The organism is Photobacterium nomapromontoriensis, assembly GCF_050336815.1.
Classification (GTDB): Bacteria; Pseudomonadota; Gammaproteobacteria; order Enterobacterales; family Vibrionaceae; genus Photobacterium; species Photobacterium nomapromontoriensis.
The window spans coordinates 1-3,501 of record NZ_JAKJSL010000012.1 but is presented as its reverse complement, the minus strand read 5'-3'; the positions used below and the strand labels follow the sequence as shown (position 1 = coordinate 3,501).

Here is a 3,501-nt window from a genome sequence, read left to right as displayed (position 1 = left end):
TCGTTACGCTATGTATTCACGTAACGATACTTGCTTATGCAAGTGGGTTTCCCCATTCGGAAATCCCAGTCTCAGGTGGCTTTTACTGCCTAAACTGGGCTTATCGCAAGTTAATACGTCCTTCATCGCCTCTGACTGCCAAGGCATCCACCGTGTACGCTTAGTCACTTAACCATACAACCCCAAGAGGTTTCTTTTGCTCGATCTTTCTCTTTTATCCTGCCTCTTACTCTATTTTTGCTTGGTTACGTAACACGTTACGCTCCCGTCGACAAAAACGTCGTGCGAGTGGTCTAAAAAAGAAATCTACATCGCAAACCACATTGAGTTGCATAATCAAACAACCAAGGTTTTTATGTTTCGCCGGACTCATTGTTTACTTTCACTTTTAAAAAGTGAAAACAAACTACAGACACTTGAATGTGTTTGTGTTGAGAACTCGTATTTCTGATTCTATATAAAGAAGCAAAAATACTATTTGTTAATTCAATCATTCGATTGAATTTACTAGTCAGCTTTCCAGATTGTTAAAGAGCATTGTGTTTCTACTTAAAGATCCACTTTCTAATGACTTTCAGCGTCGAAAATACGGACTTAACAAAGCTACCTTCGTTAAATCTGCGATTCCGTGCAGAAAATTCTTAGAGAGTGGTGGGCGATACCGGGCTCGAACCAGTGACCCCCTCCTTGTAAGGGAGGTGCTCTCCCAACTGAGCTAATCGCCCACATAATGTGGTATTTTCAATGATTATTTCGTTAGCGGTGATGATAGATTTGAACTGAGACGCGCAGTGTGCATAAAGCACATGAGCATCGAAAGTATCAAATCTAGCGAACAAGCTAGAAATACACTTGAAAATGGTGGGTCGTGCAGGATTCGAACCTGCGACCAATTGATTAAAAGTCAACTGCTCTACCAACTGAGCTAACGACCCTAAGTGGCGTCCCGTAGGGGAGTCGAACCCCTGTTACCGCCGTGAAAGGGCGGTGTCCTAGGCCTCTAGACGAACGGGACTTAGTGTTAGGTGCGAGTTCCTAGGAACGAGTCCTAAGTTCTGTCACCAGCCAATGTGTTGGGCACATTGGTGTGAGTAGACGCTCTCGAACCTCGATCCTTTCTACTCGTACTCTTTTACTTTTCGACCAAGCAATCTGTGTGGACACTGCATAAAACAGCAGTCTATCGTTTAAGGAGGTGATCCAGCCCCAGGTTCCCCTAGGGCTACCTTGTTACGACTTCACCCCAGTCATGAACCACACCGTGGTAAACGCCCTCCCGAAGGTTAAGCTATCTACTTCTGGTGCAGCCCACTCCCATGGTGTGACGGGCGGTGTGTACAAGGCCCGGGAACGTATTCACCGTGGCATTCTGATCTACGATTACTAGCGATTCCGACTTCATGGAGTCGAGTTGCAGACTCCAATCCGGACTACGACGTACTTTCTGGGATTCGCTCACCATCGCTGGTTGGCAGCCCTCTGTATACGCCATTGTAGCACGTGTGTAGCCCTACTCGTAAGGGCCATGATGACTTGACGTCGTCCCCACCTTCCTCCGGTTTATCACCGGCAGTCTCCCTGGAGTTCCCACCATTACGTGCTGGCAAACAAGGATAGGGGTTGCGCTCGTTGCGGGACTTAACCCAACATTTCACAACACGAGCTGACGACAGCCATGCAGCACCTGTCTCAGAGTTCCCGAAGGCACTAAGCTATCTCTAGCGAATTCTCTGGATGTCAAGAGTAGGTAAGGTTCTTCGCGTTGCATCGAATTAAACCACATGCTCCACCGCTTGTGCGGGCCCCCGTCAATTCATTTGAGTTTTAATCTTGCGACCGTACTCCCCAGGCGGTCTACTTAACGCGTTAGCTCCGAAAGCCACTCCTCAAGGGAACAGCCTCCAAGTAGACATCGTTTACGGCGTGGACTACCAGGGTATCTAATCCTGTTTGCTCCCCACGCTTTCGCATCTGAGTGTCAGTATCTGTCCAGGGGGCCGCCTTCGCCACCGGTATTCCTTCAGATCTCTACGCATTTCACCGCTACACCTGAAATTCTACCCCCCTCTACAGTACTCTAGCCTGCCAGTTCCAAATGCTATTCCGAGGTTGAGCCCCGGGCTTTCACATCTGGCTTAACAAGCCACCTGCATGCGCTTTACGCCCAGTAATTCCGATTAACGCTCGCACCCTCCGTATTACCGCGGCTGCTGGCACGGAGTTAGCCGGTGCTTCTTCTGTTGCTAACGTCAAACGGYAACGCTATTAACGCTACCGCCTTCCTCACAACTGAAAGTGCTTTACAACCCGAAGGCCTTCTTCACACACGCGGCATGGCTGCATCAGGGTTTCCCCCATTGTGCAATATTCCCCACTGCTGCCTCCCGTAGGAGTCTGGACCGTGTCTCAGTTCCAGTGTGGCTGATCATCCTCTCAGACCAGCTAGGGATCGTCGCCTAGGTGAGCCTTTACCCCACCTACTAGCTAATCCCACCTGGGCCAATCTTGGCGCGAGAGGTCCGAAGAGCCCCCTCTTTGGTCCGTAGACGTTATGCGGTATTAGCTATCGTTTCCAATAGTTATCCCCCACACCAAGGCATGTTCCCAGGCATTACTCACCCGTCCGCCGCTCGTCAGCAAAGAAAGCAAGCTTTCTCTCTGTTACCGCTCGACTTGCATGTGTTAGGCCTGCCGCCAGCGTTCAATCTGAGCCATGATCAAACTCTTCAATTAAAAGTGTTTGCTGCTATAAATAGCGGCTCAATGAAATACTGTTTGTTCATTACCAAAGTAATGAACGAATTGACTGTGCCAAAATAACTTCTCTATAAATAGATACGCCATTTTGTATTGGTCACTCAGTTTCATTGATAATTCTTTTGTTGACTATCATTTCACGAGTGCCCACACAGATTGCATGGTCAAATTGTTAAAGAACGTTGACTTTCAATGCGTTAGTGATTTCCACTTCCGCAAGTCAGGCTGCGTATAATACGCTTTTCTGATATTCAGTCAAGACAAAATTTTCAACTTTTTCATCGAATAATGAGAAAGCAAAAACCTTCTGTTGACGTCGCTCACATCACAATCAATCGGAGCGAAATAAAAGCCCGTTCACTGAACGGGCTCTCAAATTGGGAGCCTGGCGATGTCCTACTCTCACATGGGGAGACCCCACACTACCATCGGCGCTATTACGTTTCACTGCTGAGTTCGGCATGGGATCAGGTGGGTCCATAACGCTATGGTCGCCAAGCAAATTCGTTTATTCACCGCCATCAGGCAGTAAATAGCAATCTGGGAAAGTTAACTAGTTTACAAATTTGTTCAACACTGCATTCAAGTGCTTACAGAGTCCGATTCTCTTTCGAGATAAAACCCCTTGGGTGTTGTATGGTTAAGCCTCACGGGCAATTAGTACAGGTTAGCTCAATGCCTCGCAGCACTTACACACCCTGCCTATCAACGTCGTAGTCTTCAACAACCCTTTAGAGACCTTTA

At 47.8% G+C, this 3,501-nt stretch carries 3 tRNA genes and 4 rRNA genes; all 7 read right to left on the bottom strand.

The features are described from left to right. Positions 1-174, bottom strand: a 23S ribosomal RNA gene (locus tag L4D12_RS00690); the annotation flags it as partial. Positions 175-649: 475 nt separating this feature from the next. Beyond that, positions 650-725 (bottom strand) — tRNA-Val (locus L4D12_RS00685). Positions 726-859: 134 nt separating this feature from the next. Further along, a tRNA-Lys gene (locus L4D12_RS00680) sits at positions 860-935 on the bottom strand. Positions 936-939: 4 nt separating this feature from the next. Continuing rightward, a tRNA-Glu gene (locus tag L4D12_RS00675) sits at positions 940-1,015 on the bottom strand. A gap of 173 nt (positions 1,016-1,188) precedes the next feature. Beyond that, positions 1,189-2,733, bottom strand: a 16S ribosomal RNA gene (locus tag L4D12_RS00670). A gap of 407 nt (positions 2,734-3,140) precedes the next feature. After that, positions 3,141-3,256: ribosomal RNA gene (rrf, locus tag L4D12_RS00665) — 5S ribosomal RNA — on the bottom strand. A 137-nt stretch (positions 3,257-3,393) separates the two neighbouring features. Continuing rightward, positions 3,394-3,501: ribosomal RNA gene (locus L4D12_RS00660) — 23S ribosomal RNA — on the bottom strand; the annotation flags it as partial.